Annotated in this window: 12 protein-coding genes; 2 read left to right on the plus strand and 10 right to left on the minus strand. The window is 37.2% G+C overall.

Annotated elements, in window-relative coordinates; genetic code table 11:
• Window positions 1–155: 155 nt before the first annotated feature.
• A complete protein-coding gene (locus NMG86_RS20865; protein ID WP_052338551.1) occupies window positions 156–1,409 on the minus strand; it encodes a tetratricopeptide repeat protein in 1,254 nt (417 codons plus the stop codon).
• Between the two features lie 55 nt (window positions 1,410–1,464).
• Between NMG86_RS20865 and NMG86_RS20870 the strand changes: the two genes are divergently transcribed.
• Window positions 1,465–4,488, plus strand: a complete 3,024-nt coding sequence (locus NMG86_RS20870; protein ID WP_052338552.1) for a tetratricopeptide repeat protein — start codon at window positions 1,465–1,467, stop codon at window positions 4,486–4,488.
• A 107-nt stretch (window positions 4,489–4,595) separates the two neighbouring features.
• Window positions 4,596–7,013, plus strand: coding sequence for a tetratricopeptide repeat protein (locus NMG86_RS20875; protein ID WP_052338553.1), 2,418 nt, complete (start codon window positions 4,596–4,598; stop codon window positions 7,011–7,013).
• Window positions 7,014–7,019: 6 nt separating this feature from the next.
• On the opposite strand, the gene NMG86_RS20880 is transcribed toward NMG86_RS20875, so the two are convergent.
• The 9 genes from NMG86_RS20880 to NMG86_RS20920 all read right to left on the minus strand — a co-directional run bounded on the left by NMG86_RS20880 (window position 7,020) and on the right by NMG86_RS20920 (window position 18,984).
• On the minus strand, window positions 7,020–7,784 hold the full coding sequence (locus NMG86_RS20880) for a cephalosporin hydroxylase family protein (protein WP_026796416.1): 765 nt from the start codon (window positions 7,782–7,784) through the stop codon (window positions 7,020–7,022).
• Between the two features lies 1 nt (window position 7,785).
• Window positions 7,786–8,706 carry an NAD-dependent epimerase/dehydratase family protein gene (locus NMG86_RS20885; protein ID WP_026796417.1) on the minus strand — a complete coding sequence of 307 codons (921 nt, stop codon included), beginning with the start codon at window positions 8,704–8,706 and terminating at the stop codon, window positions 7,786–7,788.
• The gene (gene rfbC / locus NMG86_RS20890; protein ID WP_026796418.1) at window positions 8,703–9,236 is read right to left on the minus strand and encodes a dTDP-4-dehydrorhamnose 3,5-epimerase; all 534 of its coding nucleotides are present in this window, start codon (window positions 9,234–9,236) and stop codon (window positions 8,703–8,705) included. The genes NMG86_RS20885 and rfbC overlap by 4 nt, the downstream gene beginning before the upstream one ends.
• Window positions 9,233–10,462, minus strand: a complete 1,230-nt coding sequence (locus tag NMG86_RS20895; protein WP_026796419.1) for a class I SAM-dependent methyltransferase — start codon at window positions 10,460–10,462, stop codon at window positions 9,233–9,235. The genes rfbC and NMG86_RS20895 overlap by 4 nt, the downstream gene beginning before the upstream one ends.
• A gap of 5 nt (window positions 10,463–10,467) precedes the next feature.
• A complete protein-coding gene (locus NMG86_RS20900) occupies window positions 10,468–11,469 on the minus strand; it encodes a GDP-mannose 4,6-dehydratase (RefSeq protein ID WP_026796420.1) in 1,002 nt (333 codons plus the stop codon).
• The gene (gene rfbF / locus NMG86_RS20905; RefSeq protein ID WP_026796421.1) at window positions 11,466–12,245 is read right to left on the minus strand and encodes a glucose-1-phosphate cytidylyltransferase; all 780 of its coding nucleotides are present in this window, start codon (window positions 12,243–12,245) and stop codon (window positions 11,466–11,468) included. The genes NMG86_RS20900 and rfbF overlap by 4 nt, the downstream gene beginning before the upstream one ends.
• Before the next feature lie 144 nt (window positions 12,246–12,389).
• Complete coding sequence (locus tag NMG86_RS20910; protein WP_052331193.1) at window positions 12,390–13,364, minus strand: methyltransferase domain-containing protein; 975 nt, start codon at window positions 13,362–13,364, stop codon at window positions 12,390–12,392.
• Window positions 13,365–13,437: 73 nt separating this feature from the next.
• On the minus strand, window positions 13,438–16,902 hold the full coding sequence (locus tag NMG86_RS20915) for a tetratricopeptide repeat protein (protein ID WP_052338554.1): 3,465 nt from the start codon (window positions 16,900–16,902) through the stop codon (window positions 13,438–13,440).
• A 117-nt stretch (window positions 16,903–17,019) separates the two neighbouring features.
• Window positions 17,020–18,984 (minus strand): glycosyltransferase family 2 protein, encoded by a 1,965-nt coding sequence (locus NMG86_RS20920; RefSeq protein ID WP_026796422.1) that lies wholly within the window; start codon window positions 18,982–18,984, stop codon window positions 17,020–17,022.
• Window positions 18,985–18,988 lie beyond the last annotated feature (4 nt).

The following is an 18,988-nucleotide window of genomic DNA, read 5'->3' on the forward strand; positions in this document are numbered from 1 at the left end:
CTACACCTGATAGTTTTCTGATTACTATTATACGCTAGAGTCAACGACCGAATACTTCAACCATTAGGAAGATTTAATAAAATTCAGTTTGTACCCCAAAAAATTAAGAGTGCGTTATAGGATGTTAACGCACTCTCTAATTTACGCAGTTACGCTTAATTCCTTAATTTAGAAGCCTGATTGAGTTGGGATAGAGCATGATTTAATTTCTGGTCAATAGCTTCTGGATTGGGATTTAATTCCAGGGCTTGACGATAACAATTAACTGCATCTTCGAGATCGTTACGAGCATCTTTGTCTATCGGTTGAACATGGGAACGTTGTTCGAGGGCATCCCCTAAATGCAAATATACGACATCAGATAAGCTCACATCTAAGGCCCGACGATAGGCTAAAATCGCATCATCCCAGCGTTGGAGTTGGGCCAGGGCAAACCCTAGATGATCTTGCGCTTCTAGGGAATGGGGTTCCAAATCTACGGATTTCCGGTAAGCCGTGGCCGCCTGTTCCCAACGCTGTAACGTCGATAACGCATCCCCCAAATGTTGATAAATAATCGCTGAAGTCGGTGCGAGATCTAGGGCTTTCTTGTAAGCTGCGATCGCTTCTTCCCAATGATGAACCAGGGATAGGGTATGTCCCAGGAAATGATAATAAATGGCCGATTTGGGGTCATATTCCGTGGCTTTGCGGTAGTAAGCGATCGCCTCCTGATATTGACCTTGATCTCGGCAAATCATCCCCAACTGATAGTAACTCCAAGCCGATTTGGGGTTAATCTGAATCACATTTTGGTAAGCTGCGATCGCCTCCAGAATTTGATTATTTGCCTTTAACGCTTCGGCCAACTGCTGATGCAGTTCCCCATTATTGGGAGTCAGTGCAACGGCTTTGTGTAAATAAGCAATCCCTTCAGTTACCCGTCCTTGTTGAGCAAAAGCATGCCACAAATATTGATAACAGGAAGTGGCATCGGGTTCGAGTTCAATTGCTTTTTCCAGGGAACTAATGGCTTCAGCAAACTGTCCCTGTTGACAGAGCAGTTTCCCTAGACTCTGCTGAAACTCATAAAAATCAGGATTCAGCCCCACAGCCCGACGATAGGCCTCCGTTGCTTCCGGGATTCTACCCTGTTGCTCTAGGAGTTCACCTAGGTTATAGTAAGACCAAGCGGAGTTGGGGTTCAGTTCGCAGGCCTTTTGGTAACTGGCGATCGCCTCCTCAACCTGATCCAGTTGAGCCAGGGTTTCCCCCAAGTTGTGGTGATACCAGGAAAAATTGGGTTTTTCGGTGATAGCTTGACGGTAGACAACAACCGCCTCTTGAAGTTGGTTCAGTTGCCTTAGTCTGTTAGCTTGGTCAAAATAGTTTGCCGAGATGTGATCATTGTTGATCAATACACTGTTCATGGTAATCTAGTCTTACTTTAATTTTGCTTCTTTATCTAAAATATACCTTGGTTTTATGAATTTCCTAAAAAAAGTTAATCTTAATAAAAATATAGAAGCATCTGATCGGTTTTGTAAATTTGATTTTGATCCGGTTCCAGAAGTAATAGAAGAACATCTAAAGTTATCAGGTTGGGTGATTGGAATAGAATCACCTGTAGTTGGTATTGAATTAATTCAAGATGGTCAATTAGTCGAGGAAGCACCTTTAACAATTAATCGCCCTCATGCTGATCAAATTTATGAAACTTTTCCGGGTGCTGAACACAGTGGCTTTCTTATTGATCTGGCCTTAGAGAACATCAATTTGAAATCGGGAGAAATTTTGATTCAAGCTGTTTTTGAGGATTTTAAAAGAATTCCATTGGCTAACCTTAATTTATCTGAAGCTGAAGAAAGTGACCAAGATTTGGCACGAGCGAAAGCAGAACTTCATAACACACAAGAGGAATTAGAACGGTTGCAATCTCAGTTTGATGAAGTTTTAGCTGAGTTAGAACAGACTCACTGGCAACTGCATCAAATTCAAACGAAACAATCAGATTCAGATGTGATAGTTGATAGTTGCCAACAGGTAATTGAAGTAAATCCAGACGATATACAATCTCATTATAGGTTTTTAGAAGTTCAACCAGAGAACAGTGATATCTGGTTGCAGTTAGCGAATATCTTGGTCGAACAAAATAGTTTAGAAGATGCGATCGCCGCTTACCGCCGACTGGTAGAACTATCTCCTTGTGAAGAATATTACCAGCAGTTAGGAGAACTTCTCGTCAAGCAAGAAAAGTGGGACGAAGCTATTATAGTTTATAAGCGTGCCATTGAATTCAATCCAGAATCTTATTTGTATTATTATCAACTCGGAGAAGTGATTTATAATCGGGTGATGCAAAACCCGGAATCGTTTTTTGTTGATTATAAAATAGCCGAATTACCCCATAAAGATTATCAGCTATTTGACCCAGAATTACCAGAGGTCTGTTTCCTCAATGACCACGCCTTTTTGCAAGCTACCGCCCACCTGGATGATGCTACTTATACAGTCGAATGGTATAGAGTTTATCTGAGACGTTCCCTTTCCGAATCGGAAAAACAAGGGTGCATTAATTGGTTACAAACCCCTGGTCATAGTCGGGAAATGGGTTTACAAGTATGGCGCAGTTCAGTATCAGAATTTCAAGAAATATTGAGAAAATCAATATTTGTAGTGAGTTTGGAAGAAGTAGTTAGTTGCTATCGCCAAGCGATTGAATTTAATTCTGAAAAATATGAGTTGTATGATGTTTTAGCTGATACTTTATGCCAACAGGAAAAAAGAGATGAAGCGATTAAATTATATCACCAAGCGGGATTAAAAATAGCTGAATTAGGACAAATTAATCAAGGTGTAACTTGTTTTGAAAAGGCAACTAAAATTTATTTTGATCAGGAAAAAACTTACGACATAATATGGGAGAGATTAAATCAACCGATAGTGTCAAATATTAATGACTTTGACTATCCATCTGAATTGCAGAAGGAAACTATTGAAAATTACTTTACTAGAACTAGCCAATACAAGATTATGAATCTTTGGGATTTAACAGAAACAGATAAAGATTTTCTTAATCAGAAAGGTTTCTTAAAAGCAAACTTAGATATAATAGCTCAAGACAGTATCCCGATGGAAGAAATATATATCAATAATTTTGACCCTGATCACGAGTTTAGGTTATCTAATATTTCTCCTAAAAAAGATAATTATCAATACAAATTAGTTACACACTTTAATCAGCCTAATGTTTATCAACAAAGCATAGTAGAAACTGGTTATATTTATTCAGTTTGTCCTGTAACTGGTCAAATTCTTAGATCCAATCAATCTTTTTATGATATAGGTTGGCAATTTGCTGTTAGTTACCGTTTTGTTGGTCGCGAAATTTACTATCTGGTAGTTGGCCATTTCTGGGGGCCAAAGACATTTATTTATTTTCCCAGATTAGAACTAATTATTCACTTAAACAATCATTTGAGAGGCTCAGAGGTTGCAATTATAAATAGATTAAAAAGTTCTATGGTAAGTCATTATCAACAAGTTATTGGTTATTTGTCAACAGAGGTACCGAAGAAAGTAGCATCTATTTCAGGTTTGTTTAGCAATATTGGTCACTATTTTTGGAATGAGGTAACGGGATTACAGTTTTTGTCAGATAATAATCTTTTAGAAAAAATAGATCAGGCACTAATAGAGCCTCAGGAATATTTTAATATAGGGGATATTTTTCCTGAAATAGCTGATAAAATTATTAGAGTCAAAGATAAACAAAGTATGTTTAAAACTATTGTTGAAAATAACTGTTGTGCTGTGCGACTTACCAATGTTTTCGTTAAAGAAAATTTAGCGAATAGAACCTATCAAAGTAGCTATAAGAAATGCAGTCCTCTTTTTATAGAAGGAGTAGAGCAAGCTAAAAATAAGCACTTTCCTTTATTGTGGGTAGGATTTCGTAGTCATAATAAGATGTGGATATCGCAGGTAGAAGGAATAGCCAATATTATCAAAAGTTTGTCAGAAGATTTTCCAAATTTAGGAGTAGTTCTTGATGGTTGGTCTCGTACAGAAAGAGAAGATGATTATGGCGAATCGATGATTGCTACAGATAAAATAACAGAGCAACAAATTTTGGAACTCTTACCTAATAATATTCCAACTTATAGTGCAGTAGGGATTATGACATATGAAAAAGTTATTTGGGCTTGTGCCATTGATCTCTATTTAATGCCACTTTCATCGGGTGGAACCTTTGTATCTTGGATTGCTAATAAACCCGGATTTATGCACGCTAACCATTCCATAAACAACGAACATCTGAGAGAGCAAGTTTCTCAGAGTCGAGAAAACCCTGCTCCCATATCATTTATATCTGTCGATTCAGTATTTGATCAAGAAGCTCCTCCTCATATTATTGCAGTCGCCTGTCAAAATTATGATTTCGATTGGAAAATTGTTTACAATGAAGCTGTGAAAATCATCAATTCGTTGAACCAGAATACAGCTTAATTGTTCGTGGGAAGTTAAGAAAAAAAATACACCGCTTTCCTTACAATACCCAAAAATAACTTCTCACAGCAATTTATATCCTGTGTCGGAAAATTCAACTCCTAAAAATGGTTATGCACCAAAAAGCGAAAGTTAATATGAACTCAGAAATTATTGTAACAGAAGTCAAAAAGGCAAACCAACTGAAACAAGAAGGCAAACTAGAGGATGCGATCACTGTCTATCGTGGGTTGACTGAAAAACTCTACCGGGAGTTAGGAAAACTCCTATCACAACAAAAAAATTGGGATGAGGCGATTGCCACATACCGTCGTGCTTTAGAATTAAATCCTGAAGACTATGAATGTCACTATCAGCTAGGGGAAGCTATCTATCAGAGGGTAATGGAGAACCCAGAAACCTTTTTTTCCAAATATAACTTGGCTGAAGTTACCCATAAAGACTACCAAATATTTGACCCAGAATTACCAGAGATTTGTTTCCTCAATGACCAAGCTTTTTTGCAAGCTACTGCCCATCTGGATGATGCTACTTATACCATCGAATGGTATAAAGTTTATCTGAGACGTTCTCTTTCTGAAGCAGAAAAACAAGCTTGTATTAATTGGCTACAAACTCCGGGGCATAGTCGGGAACTGGGGATACAAGTTTGGCGGGAGGGTTTGGCAGAATTTCAGACGTTGTTGAAATGTTCCTACATGACTGTTGGTTTAGAAGAGGCTATCAATTGTTATCGTAGTGCAATTGAATTATACCCCTATCATCACCCCTTCTACAAGGGTTTAGTAGAATCTTTAACAAAACAAGGAAAACGTGAGGAAGCCATCAGTATTTATCATCAACTAGGTCTTTATTTGGCAGAAGCCGACCGCATGGATGAGGCCATAGCTTGTTTCCAAAATATTCCCAATATTCTATTAAGTAACGATCAAAAAACATACGATTTAATATGGGATGAACTAAATGAATTAAGACCGATTAATACAGTAGTAAATCTCTATTACCCATCTGAAATTAGTCTAAATGCAGCATACGAATATTTTGCCAATAGCATTCAATATACAGTTGTTAATCTTTGGAGTCTAAATGATTCAGATCGCTTGCTTTTAGAAAATCTAGGTTTATCTATAGAGAATTTAGGCTTGATCAAGCAAGACAATATTACTTTGGAGGAAATCTATATCAATAGTTTTGATGATCGCCAAGGGTTTCAGCTTTCAAGAAAGGTAAAAAGACATCCAAAAATGTCTCGCTATTATCAGTGGGACAAAGCTATTAATCTACAGCAAAGTATAGTAGAAACAGGTTTTGTATATTCAGTCTGCCCTTTCACTGGTAAAATTCTGCGTTCAAACCAGTCATTTTATGTTGAGCCATTTATATTATATCGTTTTGTTGGCAAGGAAGTATTTTATTTAATGTATGGTGACTGGATGGGAAGTAAGCAGTGTATTTATTTGCCTAGCCAAGAACTCATTATTGCTTTGGATCAATTTCCCACGACTAACTTCATAGGTTTGATTAATATGTTCAAAACTTATTCTATTAGTAATTGGCAAAAAATTAAATCTTATATCTCTCCAAAGAAAAAAAAGATTTGTGCTGTTGTAGGTATATTTAATGTGGGACATTATGTATGGAATGAATTGTCCGGCATATACTATTTGGAGAAAAATGAAACTATTAATAATATTGATAATTTTTTGGTTAGTTGCTATGAACATATTATGATTGACGATATTTTCCCAAGCATACCGTCGGGGAAAATCATCCGACTAAATAGTGGTAATGAGGTTATTTTTCAAAATATTATAGAAAATAATTTATTTGCAGTGCGACTGATAGACACTTTTATAGAAGAAGAACTAGCCAAGCAGATATATCAAACTTCGCTTAGAAAATGCACCCAAAAATTTTTGGAACAAGTAGAAATTGCCAAAAATCACTTTCCTTTACTTTGGATTACACTTAGGAACTATAAAAGAACTTGGTCTTCCCAAATAGAAGGTACAGCCAACATTATTAAAAGCCTGCATACACATTTTCCTAACTTAGCTGTTGTATTTGATGGTTGGTCTGTACCTGAAAGAGATAAAGAGGATGCCTCAAATCAGACCCATATCAAGGCATTAGAGAAAGACTGTTTACAACCTATTCTCAATCTCCTTCCGCCTGAAATTACAACTTACAGCACCATTGGTCATCCCATTTATGAAACCATTGTCTGGGCTGAAGCCATTGATCTTTATTCTGTACCGCTTGGAACAGGAATGACTTTTGTAACCTGGATAGCGAGCAAGCCAGGGGTAGGTCATGGAACCAAGGACTACTATGGTCCAGTTGAAGACTCATTTTCTCCTCTTTATCGAGAAAATGCTGTACCACCAGTGTTAATATCTAAAGAATATATCACTGAGGATAATAAGAATAACCCTGATCCCATGACTCGCAATTATGATTGCGATTGGCAAGTGATTTACAATGAACTGATGCAAATCTTACAAAACTTGCCAAAACGAGTCTAACTTTTGTTATTTTCGCTTTAACCACGCCCCAGGCCAATGAGTCACATTCTCCGTCAAATCGCTTTCACTAAACGGCCATTTTGGCTGCTCCAACACAAACTCAGGATGCTTTTCTGCAAACTCAGCCGCCGCCGCCGTAGGATGATCCCACTTCCACTCAGGATTACCGCGTGGAACATCATCCAAATCCTTCATAATCCCATCAGTGGCAATTATATAAGAGCAGGGTGTCACAAAGCTGCAATAAGCCTCTAACTCGTCAGCAACGTGCTGTTTTGTGTGACAGGAATCAAGAGAAACTAATACCGTTTCCCCTGGTTTGACTAAATTTTTTACTTGATTGACAATTTGAGTATCTGTAGAACCACCTTCAATCAAAGTAATTAAAGGAAATAACTCATGTTCTTCGATCGCCTTACGGTTATGCGGTCTAATTTCAATATCAACACCAATCACTCGGCCTTTACCCATAGCTTTAAACAGACTAGCATAATAAATCAAAGAACCACCATGAGCTATACCTGTTTCAATAATTACATCGGGTTTTACCTGATAGATAACTTCTTGTATCCTAATCATATCTTCAGGTAACTGAATAATCGGTCGTCCCATCCAAGTAAAGTTATAGGTATATTTTTGGTTCCAACCTAATACTACCCATTGCTGAGAAATTAGTTCAAAAGCTTCCTTGGAGTAAAGGGGAATAGTTTTTTGTTGTCCTTCTACTTCTTGAACTAAGTTTTGATTGTCTGTATCAATTGTTAATTTCATGCTAATTCCTCAAGTTTAATTGTTTTTCCCACCAGATTATAGTCTGTTCTAATCCAGTATCTAAGTCAAATTTTGGAAACCACCGTACCTCTTGGGATAAACGAGTTACATCGGCTACCAATAAGGGTGTATCATTAGTAGCTTCTGGTATAGCACCCAACTGAATTAAGTTTGATCGTTTTATTTGCTCCCCAATTTTATAGACTATATCTTTAATTGCTATTGGTTGACCCGAACCAATATTAACAGGGCCAGTAACATCACTTTCTAAAAGAGCAACAAAAGCATCAGCAACATCCTGTGCATACAGGAAGTCTCGCATTTGCCGACCATGAGAACAACGTGCAGGTTCACCTTTTAATAGAGAGCAGATCACAGAAGCAACTAGGCGATCAACATACTCATAAGGCCCATAGGGCAAAAAAATTCGGCCCCAAGCACTACTGAGATTAGTTAACTTAGCATAAGATTGTAACATTTCCTGCATAGCATTTTTACAAATACCATAAGGAGAAGATGGATTTTTGGGGGTAAGAAATTCTGAACAATAGCCATAATTCCAATCATACTCAGCACAAGTACCAGACATAACGACTCGCTGACCACCTTGGGCTTGAAATTGTTTCAGCATTGCTAAACTAGCTTGTACCCACAAAAAGTTATCTTCTGCTTGCCAATATTTACCCGGCATACTATAACACCAAGCAAAATGTAAAAAATGAGTTGGTTTTATTTGTTCAAATAGTTGTTTAATTTGGTTAATATCTAATAAATTAGCTAAATGCCAGTGACAATTCTTGAGATTGATATCAGGTGCATTCTCGGAAACAATGGCATGGATTTCAAAATTGCGATCGCGCAAATTTTTCAGAGTATGTCTACCAATAAACCCCTTAGCACCTGTAACAACTACTTTTTTCATAAGGTAAAGTTTGGGTAACTTTTATCTTTTTCAGAAATGATCATTGGTGATGTCTCAGGCCAAATAATCCTAAATATTGGATCATCCCATCTTACTCCAGTAGCTGACTCAGAATGATAGAACTCTGACATCTGATAAAAAACCTCGGTATTGTCCACCAAAGTCTGAAACCCATGAGCCATGCCTTCAGGAATATAAAGCATTTTCCGATTTTCAGCAGTTAGCTTAACAGCTACCCACTGCTTAAAGGTTGGTGACTCAGGACGCAAATCAATAATGACATCATAGATCGCACCCATTGTACACCTAACTAGCTTTGCTTCTTCATGGGGTTTAGCTTGATAGTGCATCCCCCGCAAAGTTCCTTTTTTAAGATTAAAAGAAATATTACATTGAACTAGATTAGGATTTAACCCTTGTTCAATAAACTCTTTTTGACACCAAGATCGAGCAAAAAAGCCCCTTTCATCCCTAATCAATTCTGGCTCTATAATATAAGCACCTTTTAGTTGAGTTTCAGTAAATTTCAAGCAATCACCTCCACTTCAGGAATAGGGACAACAAACTTGCCTCCCCACTCACGAATATGACTCATTTGCTCGATAATCTCATCCTTGATATTCCACGGTAAGATTAGCAGATAATCTGGTTTAGTTTCGATAATTTTATCAGGATGATGGATAGGAATGTGGGTGCCGGGTAAAAATAAACCTTGTTTATAGGGACTACGATCTACTGTATAGTCGAGTAAATCTGTCCGAATTCCACAATAGTTCAATAATGTATTCCCTTTAGCTGGCGCACCATAACCGACAACTGATTTCCCCTGATTTTTGATATCAATTAAGAAACGGAGTAAATGGCGTTTTGTTGCCTTAACTTGTTCCCCAAACCCTAAATAAGTTGACCGTTGCTCTAACCCAGCTTTACTTTCTTTAGTTTTGAGTTTGGAAACGCGATCACTAATAGGTTTTTTACCATCATTATGTTGCCCATAAATTCGTAAAGATCCCCCATGAGTGGGTAATTCTTCCACATCAAATAAAATTAAACCATGAGTTGCAAAGACTTTTTCGACGGTCAAAAACGAGAAATAAGAAAAATGTTCGTGGTAAATGGTATCGAATTGATTTTGTAAAATAAGTTGTAATACATGAGGAAATTCCATTGTTAAAATCCCATCAGGTTTAAGTACAATCTTCATTCCTGCTACAAAATCATTCAAATCAGGAACATGAGCCAAAACATTATTACCCAATAATAAATCAGCTTGTTTCCCTTGAGCAACTAATTCTTGAGCCGTTGACACCCCAAAAAACTTAACCAAAGAAGGAATTCCTTTTTCTTCAGCAACTTTAGCCACATTAGCAGCAGGTTCAATTCCCAATACAGGAATATTTTGTTTCTGAAAATACTGAAGCAAGTAACCATCATTACTGGCAATTTCAATAACTTGACTATTCGCGTTCAAACCAAATCGTTGAGTCATTAATTCAGTATAATTTTCAGCATGGCGCAACCAAGTTTCTGAATAGGAGGAAAAATAAGCATAATCACTAAAAATTTGATCCGGCGTTTCAAATTCTTCCAACTGAACTAAAAAACAGTTTTCACAAACATAAGCATGAAGCGGATAAAATTTTTCTGCCTTATTAATAGCATCTGATTCTAAATAAGCATTAGAAAGGGGAGACATCCCCAAATCAACAAAAGTATGGTTTAATAAATTACCACAAAAACGGCATTTCGATGGCATTGAATTTACATCTCCTTTAAATTTTGATCGTCTTGTTTACTCACAAAAATCTTATACCACTCAATAGTTTCTTTTAAACCTTTTTCTAAGGAATATTGAGGATACCAATTCAACATCTCACGAGCTTTTTTAGCGGAAAGATACTGGTGCTTAATTTCATTCTTGGCTTGATTCAAGATAACAGGTTCTAAATCTTTCTTATCCATCAAAGCTAGAATTTTATGCACCAGTTCTAACACCGTAATTTGCAGTTCATTACTAAAATTAAACGCCTCGCCCCAGATTTCTTTTCTCTCCATCTGTTCCGCTAAATGTAGATAGGCTAACACCCCATCCTTGACATAAAAATAATCCCGAATATAACTCCCATCACTGCGAATAGTAACGGGTTTATCGCGCAATGCTGAACGAATGGTATCCGGTACAATCCGGTTAAAATTCAAGTCCCCGCCGCCATAAAAATTACCACAGCGAGTAATACAAACTGGCAATCCATAACTAACATAATAAGTGCGACAAATCAAATCTGCACAACTTTTGGACACATCATAAGGGTGTTCTCCTTGTAAGGGTGTGGTTTCATCATAAGGCAAAATTTCTTGATCGCCATACGCTTTATCACTAGAAGCCACCACAATACGACTCACTCCCCCCACACGACGACAGGCTTCTAAAAGGTTCCAAGTTCCTTTAATATTAGCTTCAAAGGTGGCCAAGGGTTCACGGTTAGCTACTCCGACAATAGTTTGAGCCGCTAAGTGAAAAACCGTATCAACTTCATACTCATTAATCGCCCGTTCTAGGGTCGGTAAATCTTCAATACAACCCCGAACAATATTAATTTGATTATGCCAGTTTTCAGTATACAGTCGAGACTGGGGAACACCATCTCGGATTAAAGCCGTTACCCTAGCTCCTCGCTGCACTAACTCCGCTACTAACCAACTTCCTAATAACCCTGTACCCCCGGTGACAAACACAGAGCGATCGCGCCAAAATTGACTCATTTCCATACCTTCCAAGGAGCTTGTTCAGTTTCCCACATTTTATTGAGTTCAGTGTATTCTTTAAAGGTATCCATCGCATAAAAAAAGCCATGATGCTGATAACTCATTAACTGCCCCTCTGCCGTTAAACGCTCTAAAGGTTCCCGTTCTAATATACAATGCCCTCCCTCTAAATAATCAAATACTTTGCGGTTAAAGACAAAATAACCCGCACTTACCCATTTATTATCCTTAATTTTTTCTCCAAACTTCAAAACCCTAGCTTCTCGTTCATCAATATCCACAATTCCATAACGAGAAGGCGGTTGTACCGTTGTGACGGTTGCCAGTTTTCCATGTTCCTTATGAAAACTGAGTAATTCTCCAATATTGACATTGGCCAGACCATCTCCATAAGTGACCATAAATAGATCATCTTCGATGTACTTCTCGATCTGCTTAATTCGTCCTCCGGTCTGGGTATCAACTCCTGTATTAGCTAACGTTACCCGAAAATTCTGCTCATCGTAATTATTCAGATAACTAATTTGGTTAGGAACTCCTAAACCAATGGTAAAGTCATTATTCATCGCTTCATAATTGAGGAAATATTCCTTGATCATATTTCCCCGATATCCCAAACAGGTGATAAAATCCAGGAACCCATAATGGGCATAGAGTTTCATAATATGCCAAATAATCGGACGTCCGCCAACTTCAACTAATGGTTTAGGACGATATTCCGTTTCTTCTCGAAGGCGAGTTCCCAAGCCTCCTGCTAAAATTACAACTTGCATTACTTAATCCTACTAACAACTTGGTTTATATGATACAGGAAAATTGTTTTTGTTCCTGTACTTCTTGACTTTGTTAAAACTTTCCAATTTTTATCTGGGTTAATGATCAGAAGTTTACAGTACATAAGAATATAGCGATAAATATTAAAGTTTGGGATAATAACTATTGGCTTCTAAAACATCATCTAACGTCACATCCCATCTAAATTTATCATAATTCACTTCTCTAACTTTTTTAGCCAGGATTACTACACCTCCAAACACAGGATAAGTAGGAAAGCTTTCTTGACCTGACTGTAACCTATCAAAATGCAAACGCATCGGTTCATGATAAGCCGCTTGTATGACCTCAAACCCTAAAGCCGGAGAAAATAACGCTTTTAAACCTGTATCACAAAACCGCCAAAAGTCCCAAGGCAACTCATGAGTTGGCCAAGTAAAGTGGGTATGATGAAAGGTGTAACCTCCGACTTCCAAAATCTTACTAATTTCCCTAGCAACAATCCAAGGCATCGCTAAATGTTCTAAAACAGATAAGGAAAAAATCCCATCAAATCGCTGATTATTAAAGTATTGAGACAGTTTATGAGCATCTCCAACAACATCAGTATTAGAGTCGGGATAATAGTCAAATCCAGTATAGGATTGAGCATTTGGAAAAAGAGATCTTTGACTGACACTTCCAGGAGAAACAATGCGGGAACCAATCTCTAAAACATTAAGATAATTTTGGTTAACTAACTGCATAAACTGATTATAAAGACTTGAGCCATCTGGAAATAAATGAGGGTCAGGAGGTTGAGGGAATGAACCATCACAAGTTATGGTTGTATTGTAGGTTTTCCCTTGACCTTTCGCATTAAACGTAACCTGATGTTTCGCAATCCGAGGAAAATGAACAACAAAACCACAATTTTGTGTGTAATATAGGGGATATACTGCTTCGACATCTGGACGAGGATGCCAGGAGGTTATGAGAATAGTATTACCTCCTACAGAAATTTCTACTTTATCTAAAGCACCTTTTTTTGAAGTAATCCACCCTCTTAGACCCATTGCATGATCATTTGACCAGGATTCATCAACGGATAAAATCAGGTTCTCATCTTCTACCAACATATCCCCATTCCTTGTATTTAAGTTTCACGAATCTACGAGATCAGAATTAATTAAAGGATTTATATATCTGTATTTAATCCTGCACCTTAATACTAAAGTTCTGACAAACTCTTGTCAAGTGAGGACTATAACAAGGATCATTATCAATATACTTTTGCCAACGTCCTTCAATAATTTTTGATTCTCGGTTTAGGCGTTCTTTCTTTTCCGGTGTATCTTCATAACCCCGACTTTTTGATTCATGATGATAAAGTTTAACATGAGGTAAGTACAAATTTCGATAGCCTTTATCTAGCATCTTTAAACACAAATCGACATCATTATACGCGACTGTCAAATGTTCATCAAAACCTCCAATTTGTTCAAATACTTCTCGCCGACACATCAAGCAAGCACCTGTAACCGCAGAGACATTATTAAACCCAATAACATTGCCAAAATATCCAGGGATATCAGAAGACATAGCATAATATCCATGACCAGCAACGCCACCTAATCCCATCACAACTCCGGCGTGTTGAATCGTATTATCTGGGAATAATAATAACACTCCTACCGCACCAATTTGAGGACGTTGAACTTGTTCTACCATCGCATTCATCCAGTCAGGATTAAGCACTTCGGTATCGTTATTTAAGAATAGCAGATAATCTCCCGTTGCTTGACTGACTCCATAATTATTAATGGTGGAGAAGTTAAAAGGAATATCTAAACGATAACATTTAAACCGTGAAGATTCCTGAGAACTCCACTTAGAAAACACTTTAAATGTATAGTCTTGAACGCTACCATTATCAATGACAATCACTTCATAGTTAGGATAGTTTGTTTGAGTAAAAATAGACTCTAAACATCGGTCTAATACTTCCCCTAAATCTCTTGTTGGAATAATGATGCTAACCTTCTTATAATCGGTAATTTCATAACGGACTAAATGATGTCCTAAAAACCCTGGAACTCCTGTTACTATTCCTGTTTCTCCTCGTCTATCTATAGCATCCTGAATCGCTTTTTCTGACGCTTCATAAGCATAGGGTTTAGCTTCGCTTCCTCCTGCGGTGGAACCGGAGTGCATTCGCCAGTGATATAAAACTTTGGGAATATGAGCAATTTTTTGAGTTTTTTCGGTAAATCTCAAGACTAAATCATAATCTTGAGCGCCTTCATAACCGATTCTGAAACCTCCAATTTCTTCTATAATAGAACGTCGGTAAGTTCCTAAATGGCAGGTGTACATCCGAGACAAAAATGATTCAGGACACCATTCTGGTTTGAAGTAAGGATTAATTAAGTTACCATTGGGACTAATTTTATCTTCATCGGAATAAATCATATCTAAATTAGGATTCCGATTTAATAATAAAGCAACTTCATATAACCCATCGGGAGTAATTAAATCATCATGATCCAGCAAGGTAATAAATTCCCCTGTTGCTAATTCTAAGGCGGAGTTAGAGGATGCAGAAATATGACCATTTTCTGTTCTATAAATAACTTTAATTCGGGAATCTTTAGCTTGATATTCTTCTAAAACTTCCTTAACATGGGGAGAGGGGGAAGCATCATCAGCAATACAAAATTCCCAGTAGGGATAAATTTGATTGATCACAGATTCTATGGCTTCCCTGAGAAATTCTTCTGGGGTATTATAAACAGGCATAATCACGCTAAATACGGGTTTATGCACGAATAATTCCATCGTTTCTGCCATTTTTCTTAAATCTGCTGCTCTGGGAAAGTTCTTGTCTCGCCAGAGTTTATACATATAATCTTCAACTAGAATTTTATCTAAAAGTGCAGTTTTTAAGCCATTAAAATCAATTCCTAATGCGGGATCAAGTTCGGATGCTCGTCGATAATGATGTAGAGAATCTTCTATTTTACCTTGTTTAGCTAAAGCGGTTGCTAAGTTACAGTGTGACCAACCGAAATGGGGGTTAATTTCTAAGCATTTGCGGTAAGTTGCGATCGCTTCTTCTGAATTACCTTGTTTTTCTAAAGTATCAGCTAAATTATGATAAGACCAGTAAAAATCAGGATTTGATTCAATCGCTTTTTTATAAGATAAAACCGCTTGTTCAAATTTCTTTTGGCGTTGTCGAATATCTCCTAAATTGTGATAGGAACCAAAAAAGTCAGGGTTTAATTCAATGGCTTTTTGGTAGGTTTTTGCGGCTGCTTCCAGTTCACCTATTTTTTCTAAAGGTTCCCCTAAACGATGGTAAATATCCGATGAATTGGGGTTAATTTCTAAGGCTTTTTGGTAAGTAGCGATCGCATCTTCAAACTCACTCATCCTGACAAATGCTTCTCCCAACTTTAGTAATATTTCAAAGTCTTGGGGTTGAGCATCTTTAACTTTTTTATAATAAATTAGTGCTTGTTCACGCTGATTTTTACTCCATAATAAATTAGCATATTTCCAACATAATTCTAAGTTATCTGGCTGGGATTTTAACAGATTTTGATATACTTCAATATCTTCACTATCAAATTCAATAGATTTTTCATAATATTGGTTTGCTTTTTGTAAATCGCCTGGGGTTTGTCGGTACTTTAAGGTATCTGCCAACTGAGAATAAATCTTTGTTAAATTAGGATTTAATTCTAACGCTTTAGAATAGGAAGCGATCGCAGCGTCCCATCGTTCTAATTTAACTAAAACCTCGGCAAAACTCTGATGACATTCGGCTGATTCAGGATTTAATACGATTGCTTGGGAATAAGCAGAAACGGCATTTTCCCATTGATTTAGGTGAGCAAAAACATTACCTAAACCGTGATGAAATATCGCTGCATTGGGTTTGATTTGAATTGCTTGGGAATAGGCATCAATAGCTTGATTAAAATGTTGACAATGAGAATAAACATCTCCCAGTGCATGATATATTTCTGGTGATTTAGGATTAAATTGTATGGCTTCTAACAATATATTTAAGGCTTCTTCAAACAAACCTTTTTGAACTAATATTTTCCCTAATATTTCATAAGTATTTCCTAAATTGGGATTGAGATCAATCGCTTTGCGACAGGACTCTATTGCTTCATCCAGTTGACCCTGTTGTGCTAATGCTTCTCCTAAATATTGATAAGCGATCGCATCTTCTGAATTAAGTTCCAGAGCTTTTTGATAGTAACTAATTGCTTGTTCTAATTCACCTTGTTTAAATAGAGCTTGACCTAAACTATTATAAAATTCGTTAGCATTTGGATTGATAGCGATCGCACATTGTAACGTCTTAATTGTATCGGGTAAATTTCCAAGTTTCAATAAAACTTCTGCTAATTGATATTGTGACCAAGCTGAATCAGGATTTAGTTCAATGGCACGCTGAAATGCCTGAATTGACTCTAATAGTTGATTATTTTCTGCTAATGCTTCCCCTAAATTATGGTAGACCCAATGAAAATTAGGGCTTAATTGTGCTGCTCTACGATAAGCAATAATGGCAGCTTGCAATTGACCCGATTGTTTCAGTTGATTGGCTTCTTCTAGTAAATTTGTAGCTGTTTTGAAGTTGTTGGATTTAGATAGCATTGTTGATTTTTCCCGAATTGAACTAAGTCATGATGTTGTTGCGCTTCAGCGCTCCATGTTGTTGCGCTTCAGAGCTCCATAATTGTTGCGTGCGAGAAGCTCTTACGCACCCTACATTTAATGGTTGATTTCTAGTTTTACTTTTGCAAATTTAGCATAAGTTTCGTTGTTTAGAACAGCTTGGAATAACAATTCTGTTGCTTCAGACAAATTTCTGAGTTCAATTGTTTCGCAAAATCCACAAAACTCTGAATTTAGGTTTTCAGGATGCAGTAAATGAACATCAGGACGGGGGAAGTTAGTCGGAATTTCCTTAATTACTTGGCCATAATTACCAATAATTTGAACTGCGGTTATTTTCTCCTGTTTTCCCAGTACCCAACCTTTAAAAGTAATTTGGCTAATTCCCCCATAAGTTTTAATTTCGGGTTCATCTATCGCACAATCCTGTAATACTCTATCATCAAATTCTAGGAAAACATCAAAAATTTCTACTTCAGCAAATCGCCTTAAACTATAATCCGATGCGGATAGCGTTAAATTAGGATTATAACAGGGATCGTGCTCAATATAACGTTGCCATTTTTGCCGTGTAATTGTCACTTCCTGCATAAATCGTTTTAACTTATCTGGAGTTGTATCATAACCCCGACTTTTTGATTCATAATGATATAAAACAACATGGGGTAAATAAATATTCCGATACCCTTGTTCAACGATTTTCAAGCAGAAATCAACATCATTATAAGCCACGGCTAATTGTTCATCAAACCCTCCCACCTGTGTAAATATTTCTCGCCGACACATCAAACAAGCCGCCGTCACCGCCGAATAATTACTAATAGAAATAATTTGACCATAATATCCGGGGTCTGTTTCCGATGCCATGCGGTGACTATGGGCGGCAAAATGACCAATTCCCACCACAACACCAGCGTGTTGAACGATTTTATCAGGATACCTTAATAACGCACCCACCGCACCAATAGAAGGCCGTTGTGCCTGTTCTACCATCGCATCAATCCAATCAGGATGAATGACTTCGGTATCATTATTTAAGAATAGCAAATAATCCCCGGTGGCTTTACTAACGGCATAGTTATTAATCTTAGAAAAATTGAAAGGAATATCTAAAGCATAATATCTAAACCGATTCGGTTCCTTTTCTTGCCATTTCTCTAAAATATCCTGGGTTGCTGATTCCGTACTGCCATTATCAATGACAATAACTTCATAATCGGGATAAATGCTCAGAGTAAAGATAGATTCCAAACAGCGATTTAAGATTTTTCCTAAATCTTTAGTCGGAATAATAATACTCACCCGCTTGTAATCTAAAATTTTATAGCGGATTTGATAATGTCCTAAATAAATCGGAACATCTTTAACAATTCCGGGTTCTCCTCTGCGGTCAATTGCATCTTTTAACGCCCGTTTCGCGGCTTCATAAGCATAGGGTTTCGCTTCTGTTCCTCCAGCGGCTGAACTGCTATGAATCCGCCAATGATAGAGGATTTTAGGAATATGAAAAATCTTATCGGTTTTTTCCGTAAATCTCAAGACTAAATCATAATCCTGACTGCCTTCATATCCGGTTCTAAATCCTCCAATTTGGTTGATAATTTCTCGTCGATAAACTCCGAAATGGCAAGTATACATCCGGGACAAAAAGGAATCAGGACACCAATCTGGTTTAAAGAAATGACCTGTTAATTCTCCTTTTTCATTTAGTTTATCTTCATCGGAATAAATCATATCCGCGACGGGATTCTGATTTAATAAACTCACCACTTCATATAAAGCATCAGGAGTCAAAACATCATCATGGTCTAATAACCCGATAAATTCTCCCGTTGCTAACTCTAAAGCAGAATTAGAAGTTACAGAAATATGACCGTTTTTAGTTCTAAAAACCACTTTGATTCGTCTATCTTGCTGTTGATATTCTTCTAATATCTGTTTGACATGGGAAGCCGTCGAAGCATCATCCGCAATACACAATTCCCAATTAGTATAAACCTGATCTAACACCGATTGAATTGCTTCGCGTAGAAACGTTTCCGGGGTGTTATAAACGGGCATAATA

Source organism: Planktothrix rubescens CCAP 1459/22, assembly GCA_904830895.1.
GTDB classification, from domain to species: Bacteria; Cyanobacteriota; Cyanobacteriia; order Cyanobacteriales; family Microcoleaceae; genus Planktothrix; species Planktothrix agardhii.